Genomic DNA, 17,691 nt, shown 5'->3' with positions numbered 1-17,691 from the left:
AAGACGAGGCGATACGACTGATTTCGGGAGTTCTGAATCGCTGAATCAGCGAAATACAGCACGAACAGAGCGGGATCAGCTCTCGGGAGGGAAAACACGACTGTTCAGCCGGTTTTTCCGCAAACTCCTAGGGAAGAATGCAAGTACGGAAGAAACTATGACAGCCCTCTCGGGCATTGTGGCTCCAATGGGAGCCGCGTTTGAGACGAGCCTGCTGGGTCTATTTCTGAGTTTGTTGGTGCTGATCTGGACGCAGATCTTCGGTACTAGGAATTGCCTGGAGCGCTGCGAAGCCTTGTTGAGCAGCTGGCTGGAAACCGTGCTTCCCCAGCAGCTCGGCAGCAAGGTAATGGCTCCCTTGCGCCAATCGATTCAGGATCTGAACGCGTCCACCCGTGAACTCCCTGTGGCCGTCTATGCGGCGGTCGAATCGGCTATGAAGGAGGCCTTTTCTGCCAAGCTGAAGGACATCTTCGATGTGAATACCACCCTTACATCACAGGCCCAGATTGCCGTTCGTCAGCTGGGAAGCGTGGCCAATGCATTCAACGAAAGCGGGCAGGATTTCGTGCAGGCCGCCCAAGCCTTTCGCGACACCGACTTCGCCTCGACCCTGCAGCAATCAGTGCAGAGCCTGCAGGAGTCCCAGGAACAGATCACAGCCAGCTCCGATGGCCTCAGTGCCCGTCTTGTAGATGTGCGTGATGCGCTGATGGCGACTCAGTCGGACTGGAAGCTGCTCGCCAAGACGGCGGAGACGGAACTGCAGACCTGTCGACTTGCCAGCCAACAGATCCAGCAGGAGATTCAGTCGCTGCAGCAGGCGACCATGTCCCTGGACCAGAGCAACCAATCGGCTACTGAATCCAGCAAGCAGCTCCGAGAAGCCCGCCTGGAGGTCATGCGCGATCGCAAGCTGGCGCTGGAGGTTGCCGAATCGGTTCGCGCTCGCCTGGCCACCGATGCCTCCGTGGCCGAAAGCTGCCAGGTGTTTGCGGCTGCCCTCGAGGCTGCGCTCAGCAACTGGAACCGCAATGTGGTGCGTCTCGATGACCTCACCAGCGCCTACGTGTCCACTGTGCAGAACGCCAAACTCGAGGATGACGCTGTGCTGGCCGAGCGCAGTAAGCAAGCCCGCGAGACCATCGAGCAACTGCGAAACCAGTTACAGCGTGATCTTGGTACCGCCATCGACACCCAGCGAACCGCGTTGGCTCAACTTGATCAGCCGACCCGTAACGCCCGGGACCTTAGCCATGGTCTTATCCAGTTACTGAATGATCTGGAGTCTCGCCTACTTAATCTCCGTTCCCTGAAAGAATCCGATGGCCGAGATGTTGTCGGAGGCCTCTGAAGATGGCTCGCTCCAGCCGGCGCTCCCAGGACAGCGACACTAATTACTGGATCGGCTACACCGATCTGCTCAGCAACAGCCTTCTGATCCTGCTGCTCACCGTGGCCATCGCAGCCCTGGCCAGAGCCAGCAACGAAAAACCACCACTGGTCCCTCTGACGGAGCGGGAGTCCTTTCGCTTCACCACAGGCAGCTATGTGCTCGGTCCCGACTTCAGAAAAGCCCTGGATCGCCGCTTGCCGGAAATCCGGGCGATCATCAAGAGGTACCGCATCGACAGTGTAGAAGTCATTGGCCACACAGATGGCCAGCCCTCGCCAGGGATGAGCAACCTCGATCTGCTGATGCCGAAGGCCAGTCGCTCCTCCGCTATGAGCGGTTTTCTGGCCGGCTCGAACACGGATCTGGGGCTGCTCCGCGCTTTGGCAGTGGCTCAGGAGCTCAGGGCCAGGCTTGATCCCGATGGCAAGCAGGGCTTGATCATCCGCCCCTATTCCGCCGGTAGCCTGATTGCGGCGGATGGTCGTTATGCCCCCGCCGACACGAAGGATCGAGCCGAGCGGCGTCGCATCGAGTTGCGCTTCACTCGTCAGGAGGACCGTTGAGATGGAGGCCACACCCTCACCGCTTGACCGTTTGCTGCAACTTGAGCGAGACATCGAGCAGCTTCAGGCCCAGACGGCGAGACCCTCTTCACCGCCAGAGCCTCCCGGCCAATCTCCGGCCCGCAGGCCATGGCCCGTTGATGAACTCCTTCTCACCCGCCTGTTACGCCGTTCTCCCGAGGCCGTGGCGGCTTACCAGGCTCCGGCAGAGCTCACCCTCACGGCCCAGCACGGTCTTCGCCTCACCGAGGCCAAGACCGACTCAGTCTTTCAACTCTGCGAGCTCATCGGTGGTGACGCCGTCGTTTGGGTTCAGGCTGATCCACCCTCCTGGGTGTGGCAAAGCGAGACCTTCCAGCAGATCTTTCCCAGGCCCGAAGGCCTGGAAGGTTCCCAGGATCTGGTGTTGCAGTCACTTCCAGTCTTCAAGCCAGTGGTGCGCGGCCAACGGTGGACCCTATTCAGCCCAGGCCAGATGGTGCCCCGTCATCGCCCCTTCCCTGAGCAGAAGAAGCAGATGATGCTCTTGCGCCGGCTGGAAAATCTGGAGCGTCGGGTGAGCCAGCAGATGACCCGGCATGAGAGCGAGCTCAACGAGCTTCGCTCGCAACTGCAGGTTCAGCAGGATCTGCTCAGCCGCCTGTTGAGGATTTCGGAGACTCAGCCATGAGCCAGAACGAGCGCCAGGGAGATCCCGAGGACATTGCCTCCCGCGCCGATGAGCTGCTTCAGGCGCTGGATCAGCCCACGCCTGTGCCCCCATCTCCATCAATGGAGACATCTCAATCAGGAGTGTCAGCCGGCCGAAGCAACAGGCGGCCAAACACTCCTCCAGGCCGTGAATCATCGGTGAGCTATTTTCCAGCAACCGCATCGTCGAGGTCGGAAATCCCCCGGTCGATTCTCTTGGGCTCCTTGACGGTGTTCGTGGTGATGGTGATTGGACTGGCCTCCATAAATCTGACAGAAACAAGAATTAGAGGATCCTCCCCTCAAGGTATGAAACCGGCGCCCAAGGCAGAGCAACACCTTGATTCCAGTGAGCCTGAAGTGCCAGTAGTCGTTGACCCCCGAATCAGCGAAATGTCTCCCCCAAAACAGCAACTTCAACCAAAAGACAACTCTGGTTCAATGTCTTCGGATAGTTCGTTGAGTGAATCAGGCTGGGAACCCTGCACGTTCCGTAGCTACCGCGACTCGTCAACTAAAACACTGTCTTGTCAGGCCAGTGTCTCCACAAACACGAATGGTCATACTGTCTATAATGTTCGCTGGTCTGACGGGTATACCAGTAGTTATGTGTTCTGGAGCAGCGGCGGTGTTGAGATCTTCAGCAAGGATGGGCAAGGCAAGCCCGATCGCGAAGTTGGTAAATTTACTAGCAACTCAGAGGGAGTTGAGATGGTAAGCAGCCTTGGCAGTGTCACCTTCCTGGCGGGACTGGATCCAGACGTGAACTGAACTTACTGGCGCCAATGCCCTTCAGGCTCACGCAATGCCAAGGCTCTACCTGCCGCTCCCAGCTCTGCTGCTTGTAAATTTGTCCTGGCGCTCGCCTGCACAGACCACAATAACGTGCTGCCTTTCTCTCGATCGGTGACGGCGACACCATCCGAGTGCTGGAAGACGGCAAGCGGATCACGGTGCGGCTGGCCTGCATTGACGCTCCGGAGATCGCCCAAGCCCCCCATGGCGAGCAGGCACGCCGGTATCTGCAGAGCAGGTTGCGAATCGGCAGTAATGTGCGGCTGATCCCGCAGACCATCGATCGCTATGGCCGCACCGTTGCCGAAGTGATCGGGACGGTGAACCGGAATCTGGCGATGGTGGAAGACGGCCAGGCATTTGCTTACCGGAAGTACCTGGGACAGTTCAACACCCAGCAGTACCTCGATGCCGAAGCACGGGCCAGTCGGCGCCGAATTGGGGTGTGGCAGGTATCAGGCGGAATCACCAGGCCCTGGGAATTTCGCCGCGTGATCGAATCGACTCGATCCGGTGGTGCTTCCGGATCCATTCCGGGTGGCCACCGGTATCTCGATCGCATCAGCGATCGAGAGGCGTGTGAAAGTCTACGCCGCTGAGATGATGAACAACGCACCATCGGTGTTAGCAGACTCTCCCATTCCGCTAGGGTGTGTTGATTGTTGCCCCACATTGATGGCACTCACCGGCCCTGATCTGCTCGCCAAAGTCAAGGAGCTTGGAAATGCCTCCAAGTCCGATCTGGTGCGCGCCTGCGGCTACGTGAGCAGCAAGAAGGACGGAAGTGAGCGACTCAACTTCACCGCTTTCTATGAGGCGCTGCTGGAAGCCAAGGGCGTCAGCCTCGGAGATGGCGGTGGCAATGGCAAAGGCCAAGGTGGCCGCTCTCTGAGCTACATCGCCAAGGTGCAGGGCAACGGCAACCTGTTGGTCGGCATGGCCTACACCGGTCTGCTTGGCCTCAAACCAGGCGATGAGTTCGAGATCAAGCTGGGCAAGAAGCAGATCCGGCTGATCCCTGTTGGCGCCAGCGACGAGGAGGATTGATCGACGCGCCTGAATCCAGGCAGCAGATTCTTCGATGGCCGACAGCTTCACGAGCCATCCGGAGTGCGGCATCGTTCGGTTTCTGTGCACCAACTGCTCTCGGCACAGCCAGATCTCAAGCGACTCTCGGCGATCCGCTTCCATGTGGAGCTGATGCAAAACTCCGAGCCTGTGGGCGGTTGCTGCAGCATGGTGTGCCCCTGACCACGGCCCGTCGATGCTCGAACCCGAGCCGATTTGCTCCATCGACCCGGACACCTTGGATGGTGGGGCTCTCTACAAGCTCTGCACCAGCCTGGTGGTGCCTCGGCCGATTGCCTGGGTGAGCACGATCAGCAGCGAGGGGCAAGCCAACCTGGCACCGTTCAGCTTCTTCAATGCCGTGAGTGATCAGCCGGTGGTGCTGATGGTCTCGATCGGTGCACGGCGCGATCGGGAGAAGGACACCCTGCGGAACATCCGACAGACCCGCTGCTTTGCGGTGCATGTGGTGAATGACCGGCTCGTTGAGCAGATGAACATCACAGCCACCGACTACCCACCTGGCACCAATGAATTCGAAGCCGCAGGCCTGACGGCTGTGCCAGGCAGCCGCATCGAGGCCCCACGCGTGCGGGATGCCGCCGCTTGCCTGGAATGTGAACTGCTTGAGCTGATCCCCGTACCTGGCACGACATTCACCATGGCTCTGGGCCAAGTGGTGATGGTGCATGTGCAGGAGCGTTGCCTAGGTCCTTCGGGGGCCGCCTCTGCGGAAGCACTCCGCCCCGTAGGCAAATTGGCCTTGAACGACTACACGCGCCTGGGGGAAGTGTTCGAGCTGTTGCGCCCCAGGCTGCTGGGTTGAAGGCAGTACGGAAGGCTGGCCAACAGCTGAGCGACGCGATTGTCGGCAAACACCAGATGGCTGCGGGGCCGCCGCTCCCAGTTCAATGAAATGGCTCGCAGGACACCAGGAAGCCGCTGACGTGATCAGACCACTGGGCCAGCGCCAGCAGTGGGCTTTGACCAGCCCCAGCGCCTGGACTGCAATCCTGAAGCGGAGCATGCACCATCCCAGCTCCGATTAGAGCCATCTTAGATCTCCTGGTTAGGTCCTTTCTGATCCTGTGGTCGCAGCCTCCGCCGTCATGACGATGAACGGGAGGGAGACCCACTCGGGAGAGAATGAACCTCCAGGCGCTGCCCGGGGGGTTTTCCCAACCCCGGAGGCACCGATGACATTGAGGTATTACGCCAAGGAAGATCCCTGGCAAGACGATGACGACGGCAACCACGGAAGGCCCGTCACCCTGGCCCGCATGGGCGATGGCCCTGACACCGAAGCGATCTGGAATGCCATTCGCAGGGCGTGGGAGCCATTCCCTGATCTCTGGGCCCGCCTGATTGGTGGCGACTGGTGGGACCGGATCCACGAGGAACGGGCCCGCTGCTACTTCGGCGCCGAAGCCTTTGATGGCGGCAAGATCCAGGACCCCCTCCCGGAAGCCGAAATGGACCTGCTCTATGAGGCCTATGAGGCCCGCAAAGCGCGAGAAACGGAGGCCAAAGCCACACCATGAACCCCCAGCAGATGAAGCCGATGAAAAACAAACTCCCCACCCACAGCCAGCGCTACGACGAGGCCCTGCTCTGGGCCGCCCAGCTGCACCGCAATCAGACCCGCAAGGGCAAGAAGGTGCCTTACATCTCCCACCTGATCGCCGTGAGCGGCCTGGTCTGGGAAGACGGCGGAACGGAAGATCAGGCGATTGCCGGTCTGCTGCACGATGCCATCGAGGACGCCGATCAGGACGAGTCCTCGATCGCCGGGCGCTATGGAGAGCGGGTGGGGCGAATCGTGAGCGACTGCACCGACACCTCAGGGCCGGTGGCTGCAGGCGGCGTCAAGGAACCCTGGATTGTGCGCAAGACGCGCTATGTGGCCTCGCTGGAGCACAAGCCGCTCGATTCGCTGCTGGTGACGGCGGCCGACAAGGCCCACAACGCCCGTGACATGGTGCTCGATGCCCGGCGTAACCCCGGCAGCTGGGAGCGTTTCAACGCCGGCCTCGATGGCACCGCCTGGTACCTGCTGCGCATTCACCAGACCCTCAGCCACCGGCTGCCGGGAAGCCGCTCCAATGAACTGCTGGGAGAAGCCGTGAACGAGATCCTGCGCAGCCAGGCCTACGAACGGATCATCCCCCGCGGCATCACCCCGGTGGTGTGGGCCACGGGCTACCTCGAGCGGCGGGAGCAGGGTTCACAGCCGATGCCGGTGTGAGCGCCCTGGCGCCACACCCTCTGGTGCCGCCTCTCAGCCACCGCCTGAAGAGGGCCCGGCCTCCTCAGGCGGGACGGCCGCATAGTGCTCCCACTGCTGCTGCTCCTGGGCGGCGCGGATCAGCTGGAGGCGGCCGAGGAACTGATCGATCACCGGCAGCACCACCAGCTGCAGGAATCGGCGCTCGCTGGGGCAGAAGGGAGCTCCATGGGCGCGCCTGGCCTCCGGGGCCTCAAGCACGGCATGGATCGCTTCACGGCAGCGGCGCAGCAGCAGGGCGGGATCGCTGGAGTGGGGGAGAGGACTGGGCATGGCAGCAGGCGCCAGCTGGCGCGCAGACGGGACGCCCCCAACGCCGCAGCGCATGGCAAGGGTCGGCCGCCAGGCCGACTTGCACCGCCCTTGCCGCGGGGCGGACGATGGGAAGGCCCGGCGCGTGCCCCTGCGCCAGCAGGAGTTTTCTGCGCTAGGCGACGGATCAGGAACGACGGGTGACCGTCATGGCCGCAGCCATCCCCGGATCTGGGCCAGGCGAGCCGCTTCCTTGGCCGCCTCGACGCAGCGATGGGCTCGACGTTTCACGTCGTCCTGGCTCTGGGCGCGGAGCAAGTAGGCCTCCATCGCTTCCGGCGTTTCGATCACGGCCAGCAGGCCCTGGGTTCGGCTGCCGATGGAGGGATCCGTCAGCAGCCGGGTGATCAGGTTGAGGTCCCACATCAACCGGCCTTGGGAGCCGGCCGCGAACAGCTTCTTTTGCAACACGCCCAGGCACCCCTGCTTGAAGGAATCCAGCTGGCCAGGCCGGAAGCGGCGGCTGTTGGGCAGGCCCTCCGCCGGGCCAGCGGGGAGTCGCGCCGGGGCCGTTTGATCAGCTTCTGGCCTGTGTTCAACGCTCCAGCTCAGCCCCGTGCCGGGCAGCCCCACGGTGGTGCGGGGACCGCCTGAGCGGGCCACTGGGATGTTGAAGGAAGCTCCCCTACCCCCAAGCGAAATCGAGCTGAGACCGCTCTTGCTGAAGTTGAAGCGCAGGGGGCCGAGGCGGGCGCTGCGGCGGAAGCGGAAGGGCATGGGACCGCACCGGCTCAGGAGCCAAGGGGTAAGCAGATCCTGCCGCCTGCTGCTCGTGCTGCGGTGACTCTTCTCCGAGATAACCTCAATTCGGCCATGGCCCGTTCAAACTGCCCGTTTGTGGTCTCATTAGCGCGCGCTTTGCCAGTGGCTGCCTGGTCCTTCGCATGAACGGAACCCTCTTGCAGGTGAAGGGGCTCGACACTGCCAGTCAGGAGCTGAGCCCCCTTTGAGCCGTCTCGAACAGATTCAATCGTCGGACGTTGTACCCAGGCGGACCGAACAAGGCCAATTCGTGGTGAGGAGGTCTGACCCATGAGCGCCGCCGTCCTCGCCCCCGGAGCCCGCATCGAGTGCCGCAGCGCTGAGTGGATGGTGCGCAGCCTGGGCCGCAGCTCCGACGGCCAGCAGGTGGTGGATGTGGTGGGCGTGTCGGCTTTCCTGCGGGAGAAGGAGGCCCGTTTCATCGTGGAGGTGGAACAGGCGGCTGGCAGTTTCAAGGTGCTGCAGCCGGAAGACACCGAGCTGGTGGCTGATCCCTCACCCCAGTACCGCGACAGCCTGCTGTTCATCGAGGCTCATCTGCGCCGCACGGTGCCCACGGATGCATCCCTGGTGGTGGGCCATCTGGCGGCGATGGACGTGATGGACTTCCAGCTGCAGCCCGCCGCCAAGGCTCTGGCGATGCCGCGCCAGCGGCTGCTGATCGCCGATGCGGTGGGGCTGGGAAAGACACTGGAGTGCGGCATCCTTTGCAGCGAGCTGATCCGCCGGGGCCGGGGCAAGCGAATCCTGGTGGTCACAACCAAGAGCATGCTGGTGCAGTTCCAGAAGGAGTTCTGGACACGCTTCTCGATCCCCCTGGTGCGCCTCGATTCAGTGGGGATCCAGCGGATCCGCGAGCAGATCCCTACCAACCAGAACCCCTTCCACTACTACGACAAGGCGATCGTGTCGGTGGACACGCTGAAGAACGACCGCGAATACCGCTACTACCTCGATAGCGCCAGCTGGGACATCATCGTGATCGATGAATGCCAGAACGTGGCCGAGCGCGGCAAGAGTTCTGCGCAGAACTCGCAACGGGCCCGCCTGGCGAAGCGACTGGCGACCCGCTCTGACACTTTGATCCTGCTCTCGGCGACACCCCACGACGGCAGTTCAAAGAGCTTCGCCAGCTTGATGAACATGCTCGATGCCACGGCGATTGCCAACCCGATCCAGTACACCAAGGAGGACATCAAGGACCTCTATGTGCGGCGCTTCCGCAAGGACGTGATCGCTGACCTACGCAAGACCGTCAAGGAGCGGGAGAGCAGAGATGTGGAGTGCCAGGCGAGCGAGAGGGAAGAGCGGGTGTTCGCCCTACTGGCCGATCTGAAACTGCCCGACACCGATGCCAAAGCCAAGGCGGGCCAGCTGTTCCGCACCACCCTGGCCAAGAGCATGCTCTCGAGCCCGATGGCGGCACTGGAAACCGTACGCAACCGCCTCCAAAAGCTGCGAGCTGGGACCACACCAGCCCCGGCCGACATCGCGGCCCTGGTGCCACTGGAACCCCTGCTGGTGGCGATTGGCGCCGAAGACTTCTCCAAGTACCAGAGGTTGCTGCAGCTGATCCGCTCCGACTGGAGCTGGAGGGGCAAGGACCCGAAGGACCGGTTGGTGATCTTCACCGGGCGGCGCGAAAGCCAGCGATTCCTGGTGGAACACCTACCCCAGGATCTGGGCCTGCCGAAGGGCGCCGTGGTGCAGCTCGATGGCGCTATGGCCGATGTGGAGCAGACGAAGGTGGTGGAGCAGTTCGCCCAGGAGAAGGAGGCGGTGCGAATCCTGGTGGCCACCGAAGTGGCCTCAGAAGGCCTGAACCTGCACTACCTCAGCCATCGGCTGGTGCACTTCGACATCCCCTGGTCGCTGATGACCCTGCAGCAGCGCAATGGCCGCATCGATCGCTATGGCCAGCCGCAGCAACCCCAGATCCGTTACCTGCTCACGGCTTCCCGCAGCGAGGGCATGGGCGACACCGAGAAGATCCTGCGGGTGCTGATCAAGAAAGACGCGCAGGCCCAGCAGAACATCGGGGATCCCTCGGTGTTCCTGAGGGTGTTCGATCCGGCAGCGGAGGAAACAGAGATCGAGAAAGCGGTCGAAGCCGGCGACGCCTCAGGCTTAGAAGCGCGAATGGAGGCCAACGCAGAGCGCTATTTGAAGCAAGCCAGCGACGATGGCCTGTTCAACTTTGATGATCTGTTCGGCGTTGATGACGGCGATAGCACTGACGGCAATGTCATTCCCGATGAGCCAGGCCCTGCGGTGCAGCGCAGCCGAGCCTTCAGCCTGTTCCCGAGCCTCTGGAACTATGTGGAGCGCTCCCTTGAGGCGGTGAGCGAGCAGATGGAGCGCCGCGGCGAAAAGCTCGACCTCAAGCCCTACCCGGCCGAAGAGCGCCTCGAGCTCAGCCCACCGAATGATCTGCAGCGGCGCTACGACCGCTACCCCCGCGAGCTGCAGCCGCCCCGCGGCCAGCGCCTGGCGCTCAGCACCGACCCGGAGGCCCTGCAGCGCGCCCTGGAGCAGGCACGGCGGCAGGACAGCGCCCGACCGGAACTGGAATACCTCTGGGATCTGCACCCGCTGGTGGACTGGCTGGCTGACCGCGGCTTGATCGCCTTTGCCCGCCACCAGGCGCCGGTGCTGCAACTCAGCGAAGAGCTCGATCCGGGCGAGGTGGTGATGGTGCTGCAGGGCACGATCCCCAACCAGCGTGGAGTGCCGGTGGTGCAGGAGTGGGTGGCCGTGCACTTTGCGGGCAGCGGCCTGCGGGTGGCGGCCGTGGAGCCGTTCGAAGCGGTGGCTGGGCGGCTGCAGCTGGGTCGCCGCAGTTACGCGAACCCGGGCGCGGTCATCGCCGACTCCATCAAGCAGCAACGCAAGGTGGCTGTGGATGCGGCCCATCAATACCTGCTGGAGTGCCGCGAGCAATGGAAAGAGCGCATGCAGCCGGAGCTGGAGGCCCAGCGGCAGCGCCTGCGCCACTTGAGAGGTCGGCAGGTGGAGCAGCTTGAGCTGGCCTACGCCGCCGACCAGAGGCCCAAGCAGATCAAGGACAAGAAGCGCACAGCCGACCAGAAGACCATCGACGAGCGCTTCAAGGATCACGAGCGCTTCGTGGAGGAAGTGATGACCATTGAGCCCGCCCCCTACCTGAAGCTGGTGGCCGTTCTTCACGGGGAGGCCTGACCCATGGCCCTTCCCGGCATCAGCAACGCCAACGAGTTCTATTCCGCTCACTACCTCGAGAGCGTTCTCACGGGCGACATCAAGAAGGTGCGCGAGCGCTGGGTCGAAGCGGCCAAGGAGCAATTGAAGTCCGATCCCACTGCGGAGATCAGCACCCCAGAGCAACGCTTCAAGGCCCTTCGCAAGCCCTGGCAGAAACTGCGGGAAGCGGAGCAGGGAATCATCAAAGACCCCGCGGAGCGGCTCAGGCTGCAGCGGGAGCTGTTCTTCCAGCCGCTGCTTGAGGCGCTCGGCTATCCCTATGCCCCTAAGTCTGAGCCGGTGCTGGTTGGCGGGGAGGCCTACCAGGTCCCTTTGCTGGCGGAGATTTGCACCGCCAAAGGCGAACCGTGGCTGTGGGCTGTGGAGTGCTTCAACCCCAGTAACGAGCAATCCGATCCCCTGGAGCTCACGATCGCGGCCACCTGGGGATGCCAGATCGCCGACCCATCCCTGGGCAAGGTGCTGGAGGGCGAAACCTGGGAGGAGCTGATCTCCAAGCGTGTGTTCGGGCAGGACGTGCCGCCGCGCTGGGTGCTGGCGGTGAGCCGCGACCAGCTGCTGCTGATCGACCGGCAAAAGTGGGCGGCCTCACGGCTGCTGCGCTTCGAGCTCGACACGCTCCTAGGAGACAACAACCCCGATGCCCTGCTGGCTGTAGCTACCATACTGCACCGCGAACACACCTGCCCGAGCGGGGGCGGTACGCCGCTGCTGGATGAGCTTGATGAGAACAGCCACAAGCACGCCTATGAGGTTTCCACCGATCTGAAGTACGCCCTGCGGCGTTCGATCGAGCTGCTGGGTAATGAGGTAGTGGCCTGCATCAAGGGCCAAAAGAAGGGGGTATTCGAGGAGCGCCTGGATCCCAACCAGCTCACGCTCGAATGCCTACGGTACATGTACCGGCTGTTGTTTCTCTTCTACATCGAGAGCCGGCCAGATCTGGGCTATGCGCCGATGGGCAGCGATGTGTATCGACTGGGCTACAGCCTCGAAAGCCTGCGGGAGATGGACACGGCCGAGCTGGGCAGCGAGGAAGACAAGGAAGGCACCTACATCAGCGATTCGCTTGATCGGCTGTTCCAGATGATCTGGGAGGGCTACCCCAAGCGTGACGACGCCACGGCCCAGCTGCCTCTGGCTGATGCCGACGATCACTTTCACGACAGCTTCCGGCTGACGCCCCTGAAGGCCCACTTATTCGATCCCGAGCGCCTGCCGATCTTCAATGGCCTTCTAAGAGATACGAAAGGAGAGAAGCGCTGGTCACAGGTTCGCTTCCGCAACGTGGTGTTGCGCGAGGTGATCGAGCTGATGTCGCTCACCAAGGAAGGCAAGGGCAAGCGACGCGGCCGGGTGAGCTACTCGCAGCTGGGCATCAACCAGCTCGGCGCCGTGTATGAGGCCCTGCTCAGCTTTCGGGGGTTCTTCGCGGAAGAAGACCTCTATGAAGTGCAGCCCGCCCCCAAGAAGGGCAAAGCCACCTCCAGCGATGACGACGACGACTTCGACGAGGAAGACGACAATACCAAAGCCAGCGGCCAGGCGCACGACGAGCTGGAAGTGGGCCACTTCGTGACCGCCGAGCAGCTCAAGGCCTACAAGGCCCAAGAGATCGTGCCCGATCCGGGCAGCGGCAAACCGAAGTGCTACCCCAAGGGCAGCTTCATCTACCGCCTGGCTGGGCGCGACCGCGAGAAGAGCGCCAGCTACTACACGCCCGAATCGCTCACCCAGTGCCTGGTGAAGTACGCCCTTAAGGAGCTGCTACCCGGCAAAACGGCGGCCGACATCCTGCAGCTGAAGGTGTGCGAGCCGGCGATGGGCTCGGCGGCGTTCTTGAATGAGGTAGTGAACCAGCTGGCCCAGGCCTACCTGGAGCGGCGCCAGCAGGAAACGGGCATGAGCATTCCCCACGAACGCTACGCCACCGAAATGCAGAAGGTGAAGATGCGCCTCGCCGATCAGAACGTTTTCGGAGTGGACCTCAATCCGGTGGCCGTTGAGCTGGCGGAGGTAAGTCTCTGGCTCAACAGCATCTTCATGCCGGAGAATGGTCGGGCTTTCATCCCCTGGTTCAGCCAACAGCTGGTTTGCGGCAACTCGCTGATCGGAGCCCGACGCCAAATCTATCGGGTGAGCCAGCTACCCACCGGCTCGGGCCGCAAATCCAAACCCATCAAGCTCTGGCATGAACACGCACCCGAGGAGTTGGCCTGGGATGCGCCACTGCCGGGCGATGCGATCTTCCACTTTCTGCTGCCCGATCCGGGCATGACGGCATACATCGACAAAGTGATCAAGGAACTGGAGCCCGAGGCGATCGAACACTGCAAACGCTGGAACAAGGCATTTGTGGACGAGGCATTTACCGAAGTGCAGATCGCTCACCTGCTCCGGCTCAGCAAGCTGGTGAATGAACTTTGGCTGGACTGGGCCAAGCAGCAGGTGCAGTTGCGAGCGCGTACCACCGACCCGCTGCCGGTCTGGCCAGACAGCGAATCAGATCATGTGGATTGCTCAGCTTGGACGCCCCTGAAACTGAAGGACCGCATCCAAGAGCAAGAGGTATTAGGCCACAATGTGGTAAACACCAACGCTCGGCTGAGACTGAAGTGGGCGATGGACTACTGGACAGCGTTGTGGTTCTGGCCAATCCGCCAGGCGGAATCACTACCTAACCGGAACACTTGGATGCTGGAGCTCAGCATGATCCTTGGTGATCTGGAGCAGGGCGTGGCGCCCGAGCTGGGCCAGACGAATCTGTTTGCCGACACCAAACTCAAACAGCTGGCGGTGGACTTTTCCGATCGCTACGGGTTTGTGGATCTGGAAAGGCTCAAAAGTGAGTTTGAGCGGCTGCGCCTGGTGGAAGCGGTGGCCCGCCGGATCCGGCCATTGCACTGGGATCTGGAATTCGCAGACTTGATGAGGCACGGTGGCTTCGATCTGACCGTAGGAAATCCGCCCTGGGTAAGTCCTGACTGGAATAAAGCAGACACACTCTCAGAGACATATCCCGAGGTGATAGTTCAAAAATGGAGCGCCAGCAAAGTCAACAAGAAGTGGAGCGAATTGGCTCGCTTGGAGCCGAGAGGCACTGCCTGCGAAGAGGCAAGAGTTGGCGGATGTGAAAACCTGGGAATATGCAACTTCCTGAAAGCAGACTCTAACTATCTGGGAATGCAGTCCGTCAAGCCTGATTTGTATAAGAATTTCATCCTACTATGCCGCCGACTCTGTTCATCAATAGACGGAGCAGTGGGACTGTTGCATCCCCCAGGGATTATGAGGGAAACAGGAGGACAGACCATTCGGAAATTATCACTAGGCAACACGCGCTATATTTTCCAGTTTGAAAACCAGCTAAAACTCTTTGCCGACATCGGAAACACGCGAAAATACTGTATCTCGATAAGCTGCAATACGCCTGAGGAGGGCGCGCATGCCAAGGCGGATACACTTGTGATATCCAACTTATTTCATCCGAAGACTATAGATAGTTGCTTTGCCCTCCCTGCTAATGCCCTGGGCTGTCCAGGAGTAAAGGAAAATGGCTCATGGGCACTTCGCGGCCACCCAGACCGAATTGTGCCACTGTCGATCCTTCTGCAAGATACGCAAGGTGGAAAAGGTCAGTCAAATGCCTACCATGGCCAAAAATTAATTTTCGCGCATAACAAAGCTGTTGCAGAGGCAGGGAAAAGGGCATCGACCCACAAGCACAGGGCTATAGATGTCGCTCATATGAATTCAATCTATTTGCGATCCTACAACCAGGCGGCAATGGAAGAAGCTGGGTATATAGTAAAAGAAACATTTTTCCCGGCCAGTTTTGAAGAGTTAATAATATCACCTCGCCATGCAACTCTAGGAGCTCCATTCTTTAAGGCGCCTAAAAGAATTTGTAATACCCATCGAGCATTTGAAGTTGTCAACCATGGTTATGTTCTTAATGGCGGAATACCTAGGTCAACTTTCCTGATTACGAAGGAAGGAAGGGCATGCAGGGCGAGCTGGGACTCTTCAATAGAAGACCCGCGACTTGGCAGATGCGAATTCAAGCTGGTCTTTAACGAGATGGTTGACCCTGCTGGTCAAAGGTCTCTGTCCGCATGCATTATGCCATCTTGCATAGGACATACAAACCTTCTTTCAAGCTTGACATTCGTAAATATTGAGGATCTCCTGTCAATAACTACAGGCTTCTTAAATATTCTGTCTGACATGAATCTTCGGATGTCTGGATCAGGTCATATTACCGACAAAGAGTTCGGCCTTTTTCCATATATACCAAGCGGTTCCATTCGCTTTGGCGCTGCATGTGCGCGCTTATTGCATCTGCACAGTTATCTACCTGGTCTTAATGAATTAGCTCAAAGAAAGCAACTGTCATCTCCAGGAACTGGCTGGTCTTCTAGCAACATTCGACTTAAAGATCTGCATGATCAACCAAATCCATTCTCACGCAGACAGGCATTGCTTGAGCTTGATGTCCTCGTTTCAATGGAGATAGGGCTGGGAGTTGATGACCTGTGCTCAGCGGTTAGAACTTGCTTTCCGGTTCTAGAGCAGATCGAGAAAAGCCAGTATTATGATAAGATCGGCAATATAGTGTTTACAACTGACAAGTCGTTGGGCGGTGTTGGCTTGCCGAGGGTTGGGCGCGAAAATGCTAATGGCTGGGATCAGATCTTAGCAGCGGGAGAGTCTATTGCCAGAATGATAGCTATTGACGACACAACCCCCGAAGGACCGGTTGAGCGAGCAATTGTATACGAGGCACCATTTGATCGCTTCTTTCGCTCGGAAGAATATATTGCAGCGTGGCAATATTTTGATGAAAAGGGTTTGAGCAAGTGACAATCTACGAAGACACCAACTCCAAGCCTCTACTGGATCTGCTGGATCGGATCGATAGCGGCGACATGTTGTTACCCGACTTTCAGCGCAATTTCGTGTGGGAGCCCAGCGCCACTCAGGCCCTGATCGTCTCGATCGCCAACAACTATCCCGCCGGCAGCATTCTGCGGGTACGTGACCGGCAACGTGCCTTCTCTAGCCGAGAATTTGAAGGCGCTCCCGCCGCCCGTACCGATCACACGTTCTTGGTGCTTGATGGCCAGCAGCGCCTCACCTCCCTCTACCAGGCCTTCTATGGCGTCGGCGATCACCGCTACTACCTCGATATGCGGGGTCTGATCGACGGCAACGACTTCGAAGATTCCATCCATTACCTTCGCCACAACAAAAGCGCGGTGGCCAGGCGCGCTGAGTTCACTTTTCAGGCCCAGGAGTTGATCGTGCCTCTCGCTGTCCTTCATAGGGGCAGCACCGGATTCTCTCGTTGGTCGGCGCAAGTGGCCCGCACCCGCCAGGGAGAGGAACGTGATCGACTGGAAGATCAACTCCACGAAATTGAGGAGAAGTGGATCAATCGCATCGATCAATATGTCTTCCCAGTCGTAACCCTTTCGGCAGAAACCGAACCCGCCGCCCTTTGCACGATTTTTGAAACGCTCAACCGCACTGGCGTGAAGCTCAGTGTGTTCGAGCTGCTCACCGCCCGCTTCTGGAGTCACGACCTGCGACTGCGTGACCTCTGGGAGCAGGCCCGAGCTGAGCACCCGCTGATCAGTCGGTTTGATGTGGATCCCTACTACCTGCTGATGGCCATCGCCCTCGCCGGCGGCCAGGCCCGCAGCTGCAAACGGGGCGACGTGCTCAACCTCACTGCCGACACCGTGATCCACTGGTGGCCGCGGGTTGTAAAAGCCATGGATCGTGCCCTCACGATCCTTGTTGACGACTGCTGGGTTCTCCAGCCGCGTTGGTTGCCCTACGCCACCATGCTGCCGCCGATGGCAGCGGCGCTTGCCTGTGTCGACGACACAAGAGGCGCGGCCGTTGGTGCCCAGCGTGAGCAGATCCGGCGCTGGTTCTGGTGCTCGGTGTTCAGCCAGGCCTACGAAAACGCGCCAAACACCCAGAGCACCCGCGACGTGAACGAACTGATCGCCTGGTTCCAGGATCCCCAGGCTCAGCCGCCGGAAACTGTCCGTAGCTTCCGGTTCAATCCCAATCATCTACGGGAAGTCACCCCTCGCCAACGCTCCCTCTACCGAGCCACGATCTGCCTGATGCTTGCTTCCGGCAACGCCCCGCTCGACTTCCATACCCGTGCCGTGCTCAACCACCAGCTGCTGGACAGCAGCGGCATCGACGACCACCACATCTTCCCAGACAAGTTCCTGGCCGATCGGGGTCTGGAATCCCGCCAACGCGACATCGTGCTCAACCGCTGCTTGATCGACCGCAGCACCAACCAGCACATCAGCTGCCTCGCACCCTCCACCTACATGGCTGAGCTGCGCGACCAGCCAGACTTCCCCATGAAGCTGGTGCTGCAGAGCCATCTGATCCCCTGCGAGCCTGAATCGGGTTTGTGGGCGGACAACTTCGACACTTTTCAGGCTCAGCGGCAAGAGCTGATTGCCAGCGCTATCTCCAAAGCCACAACTGGAGTTGTTGCGGAGCTCGCCAACTAAAAGATCTCCTCCGTTGCCGCCAATGAGCTGGAG

At 60.4% G+C, this 17,691-nt stretch carries 14 protein-coding genes; 12 read left to right on the top strand and 2 right to left on the bottom strand.

From position 1 onward, the window contains the following. From KBY77_RS11820 to KBY77_RS11780, 9 genes are all read left to right on the top strand, one after another. Positions 1 to 1,354 (top strand): hypothetical protein (locus tag KBY77_RS11820; protein WP_255104638.1); only part of this gene is annotated, 1,354 nt, incomplete at its 5' end. Positions 1,355 to 1,356: 2 nt separating this feature from the next. Continuing rightward, complete coding sequence (locus KBY77_RS11815) at positions 1,357 to 1,959, top strand: hypothetical protein (RefSeq protein WP_255104636.1); 603 nt, start codon at positions 1,357 to 1,359, stop codon at positions 1,957 to 1,959. 1 nt (position 1,960) lies between these two features. Then, a complete protein-coding gene (locus KBY77_RS11810; RefSeq protein WP_255104634.1) occupies positions 1,961 to 2,629 on the top strand; it encodes a hypothetical protein in 669 nt (222 codons plus the stop codon). Positions 2,630 to 2,874: 245 nt separating this feature from the next. Continuing rightward, on the top strand, positions 2,875 to 3,420 hold the full coding sequence (locus KBY77_RS11805) for a hypothetical protein (protein WP_255104632.1): 546 nt from the start codon (positions 2,875 to 2,877) through the stop codon (positions 3,418 to 3,420). A 155-nt stretch (positions 3,421 to 3,575) separates the two neighbouring features. After that, positions 3,576 to 4,043, top strand: a complete 468-nt coding sequence (locus KBY77_RS11800) for a thermonuclease family protein (RefSeq protein ID WP_255104629.1) — start codon at positions 3,576 to 3,578, stop codon at positions 4,041 to 4,043. Between the two features lie 76 nt (positions 4,044 to 4,119). Further along, complete coding sequence (locus KBY77_RS11795; protein ID WP_255104627.1) at positions 4,120 to 4,491, top strand: AbrB family transcriptional regulator; 372 nt, start codon at positions 4,120 to 4,122, stop codon at positions 4,489 to 4,491. A gap of 217 nt (positions 4,492 to 4,708) precedes the next feature. After that, entirely contained in the window at positions 4,709 to 5,338 is a 630-nt protein-coding gene (locus KBY77_RS11790) for a flavin reductase family protein (RefSeq protein WP_255104626.1), read from the top strand. 370 nt (positions 5,339 to 5,708) lie between these two features. After that, positions 5,709 to 6,053 carry a hypothetical protein gene (locus KBY77_RS11785; RefSeq protein ID WP_255104624.1) on the top strand — a complete coding sequence of 115 codons (345 nt, stop codon included), beginning with the start codon at positions 5,709 to 5,711 and terminating at the stop codon, positions 6,051 to 6,053. A 20-nt stretch (positions 6,054 to 6,073) separates the two neighbouring features. Beyond that, positions 6,074 to 6,757, top strand: coding sequence for an HD domain-containing protein (locus KBY77_RS11780; protein ID WP_255104615.1), 684 nt, complete (start codon positions 6,074 to 6,076; stop codon positions 6,755 to 6,757). 33 nt (positions 6,758 to 6,790) lie between these two features. Here the strand turns inward: KBY77_RS11780 and KBY77_RS11775 are convergent, their stop codons facing one another. Then, positions 6,791 to 7,069: a hypothetical protein gene (locus tag KBY77_RS11775; protein WP_255104613.1), complete on the bottom strand. Its 279-nt coding sequence runs from the start codon at positions 7,067 to 7,069 to the stop codon at positions 6,791 to 6,793. Between the two features lie 186 nt (positions 7,070 to 7,255). After that, the gene (locus KBY77_RS11770) at positions 7,256 to 7,825 is read right to left on the bottom strand and encodes a DUF4236 domain-containing protein (protein WP_255104611.1); all 570 of its coding nucleotides are present in this window, start codon (positions 7,823 to 7,825) and stop codon (positions 7,256 to 7,258) included. A gap of 315 nt (positions 7,826 to 8,140) precedes the next feature. On the opposite strand from KBY77_RS11770, the gene KBY77_RS11765 reads away from it, so the two are divergent. Genes KBY77_RS11765 through KBY77_RS11755 form a run of 3 tightly spaced genes read left to right on the top strand, consistent with a single transcriptional unit; the run spans position 8,141 to position 17,658 of the window. Then, complete coding sequence (locus tag KBY77_RS11765) at positions 8,141 to 11,068, top strand: DEAD/DEAH box helicase (protein ID WP_255104609.1); 2,928 nt, start codon at positions 8,141 to 8,143, stop codon at positions 11,066 to 11,068. Positions 11,069 to 11,071: 3 nt separating this feature from the next. Continuing rightward, a complete protein-coding gene (locus KBY77_RS11760) occupies positions 11,072 to 15,973 on the top strand; it encodes an Eco57I restriction-modification methylase domain-containing protein (protein WP_255104607.1) in 4,902 nt (1,633 codons plus the stop codon). Continuing rightward, the gene (locus KBY77_RS11755) at positions 15,970 to 17,658 is read left to right on the top strand and encodes a DUF262 domain-containing protein (RefSeq protein ID WP_255104605.1); all 1,689 of its coding nucleotides are present in this window, start codon (positions 15,970 to 15,972) and stop codon (positions 17,656 to 17,658) included. The genes KBY77_RS11760 and KBY77_RS11755 overlap by 4 nt, the downstream gene beginning before the upstream one ends. Positions 17,659 to 17,691: the final 33 nt, after the last annotated feature.

Source organism: Synechococcus sp. Cruz-7E5, from assembly GCF_024345995.1.
Lineage (GTDB): Bacteria > Cyanobacteriota > Cyanobacteriia > PCC-6307 > Cyanobiaceae > Regnicoccus_A.
This window is presented reverse-complemented; position numbering and strand designations above follow the sequence as displayed.

Coding starts and splice junctions, on each gene's coding strand:
- KBY77_RS11815 (WP_255104636.1), top strand. CDS start 1,357: ATGGCTCGCTCCAGCCGGCGCTCCCAGGACAGCGACACTAATTACTGG.
- KBY77_RS11765 (WP_255104609.1), top strand. CDS start 8,141: ATGAGCGCCGCCGTCCTCGCCCCCGGAGCCCGCATCGAGTGCCGCAGC.
- KBY77_RS11775 (WP_255104613.1), bottom strand. CDS start 7,069: ATGCCCAGTCCTCTCCCCCACTCCAGCGATCCCGCCCTGCTGCTGCGC.
- KBY77_RS11810 (WP_255104634.1), top strand. CDS start 1,961: ATGGAGGCCACACCCTCACCGCTTGACCGTTTGCTGCAACTTGAGCGA.
- KBY77_RS11760 (WP_255104607.1), top strand. CDS start 11,072: ATGGCCCTTCCCGGCATCAGCAACGCCAACGAGTTCTATTCCGCTCAC.
- KBY77_RS11770 (WP_255104611.1), bottom strand. CDS start 7,825: ATGCCCTTCCGCTTCCGCCGCAGCGCCCGCCTCGGCCCCCTGCGCTTC.
- KBY77_RS11780 (WP_255104615.1), top strand. CDS start 6,074: ATGAAAAACAAACTCCCCACCCACAGCCAGCGCTACGACGAGGCCCTG.
- KBY77_RS11790 (WP_255104626.1), top strand. CDS start 4,709: ATGCTCGAACCCGAGCCGATTTGCTCCATCGACCCGGACACCTTGGAT.
- KBY77_RS11785 (WP_255104624.1), top strand. CDS start 5,709: ATGACATTGAGGTATTACGCCAAGGAAGATCCCTGGCAAGACGATGAC.
- KBY77_RS11795 (WP_255104627.1), top strand. CDS start 4,120: ATGGCACTCACCGGCCCTGATCTGCTCGCCAAAGTCAAGGAGCTTGGA.